Source organism: Sphingomonas yabuuchiae, assembly GCF_001477495.1.
Lineage (GTDB): Bacteria > Pseudomonadota > Alphaproteobacteria > Sphingomonadales > Sphingomonadaceae > Sphingomonas > Sphingomonas yabuuchiae_A.
In genome coordinates this window covers 1-1,436 of record NZ_LDTF01000146.1, presented here as the reverse complement: position 1 = coordinate 1,436, position 1,436 = coordinate 1, and the positions used below count along the sequence as shown (strand labels likewise).

Annotated in this window: 2 protein-coding genes; both read left to right on the top strand. The window is 67.3% G+C overall.

Annotated features, from left to right (window positions below; all coding sequences use genetic code 11):
- Nucleotides 1-309: electron transfer flavoprotein subunit beta/FixA family protein (locus NS355_RS17710; protein WP_430727023.1), on the top strand; the 309-nt coding region annotated here is incomplete at its 5' end.
- Complete coding sequence (locus NS355_RS17705; RefSeq protein WP_058746869.1) at nucleotides 306-1,235, top strand: electron transfer flavoprotein subunit alpha/FixB family protein; 930 nt, start codon at nucleotides 306-308, stop codon at nucleotides 1,233-1,235. The genes NS355_RS17710 and NS355_RS17705, both read left to right, overlap by 4 nt.
- Nucleotides 1,236-1,436 lie beyond the last annotated feature (201 nt).

Sequence of the window (1,436 nt, the reverse complement as noted above, 5' to 3'; positions counted from 1 at the left end):
ACCGACGGCGAGACCGCCAACGTCACCCGCGAGGTCGATGGCGGCCTGGAGACGGTGGCCCTGACGCTGCCCGCGATCGTCACCACCGACCTGCGCCTCAACGAGCCGCGCTATGCGTCGCTCCCCAACATCATGAAGGCCAAGTCCAAGCCGATGGCGACCAAGACCGCCGCCGATTACGGCGTCGATGTCGCCCCGCGCCTGACGATCACCCATGTCGCCGAGCCCGGCAAGCGCCAGGCGGGCGTCAAGGTCGGCTCGGTCGACGAGCTGGTCGAGAAACTGAAAGCACTGGGAGTGGCCAAGTGAAGACGCTGGTATGGGTCGAGCATGACGGCGGGTCCGTCAAGGATGCCACGCTGGCGACCGTCACGGCGGCGTCGAAGCTGGGCGAGGTGCACCTGATCGTCGCCGGGCAGGGCGTGGGCGACGTGGCACAGGCGGCGGCGAAGATCGCGGGCGTGGGCAAGGTCCATGTCGCCGACGACGCGGCCTATGCCAACGCGCTGGCCGAGAATGTCGCGCCGCTGATCGCCGAGCTGATGGGCCATCACGACGCCTTCCTCGCGCCGTCGACGACGACCGGCAAGAACATCGCCCCGCGTGTCGCCGCGCTGATCGACGTGATGCAGATTTCGGACATCCTGTCGGTCGAGGGGCCGGACAGCTTCACCCGGCCCATCTATGCGGGCAACGCGATCGCCACCGTCAAGACCAGCGACACCAGGCTGGTCCTGACCGTCCGCACCACCGCGTTCGAGAAGGCGGCGGCCGAGGGTGGTTCGGGCACGGTCGAGGCGGTCGCCGCGACGGGCGACGCGGCCAAGTCCCGCTTCGTCGGTGCGGAAAAGGCCGAGAGCGCGCGTCCCGAGCTGACCAGTGCCAAGATCATCGTCTCGGGCGGCCGCGCGCTGGGCTCGGAGGAGCAGTTCCATGCGCTGATCGACCCGCTCGCCGACAAGCTGGGCGCCGCCGTCGGTGCGAGCCGCGCGGCGGTCGATGCGGGCTATGCCCCCAACGACTATCAGGTCGGGCAGACCGGCAAGATCGTCGCTCCGGAAGTCTATGTCGCGGTCGGCATCTCGGGCGCGATCCAGCATCTGGCGGGGATGAAGGACTCCAAGATCATCGTCGCGATCAACAAGGACGAGGATGCGCCCATCTTCCAGGTCGCCGATATCGGCCTGGTCGGCGACCTCTTCACCGTCGTCCCCGAACTGACCGACAAGGTCTGACCGGCCGGTCTCCCCGCTCCGGGCGGGGTGGGGAGACCTGTCGTCGCGCACTCCGATGGTGTTAAATCCGGATTAGGACTTTAGGCATAGCCTCTACGCCCTGTCGTGGAGTGCCATATGAAGCCAGCCGAACCGCTCGCGCTGAACCATAGCTGGCCCTTGTTCGAGCGTGGCGTGCGTTTCGACCTGGTGCAATTATGA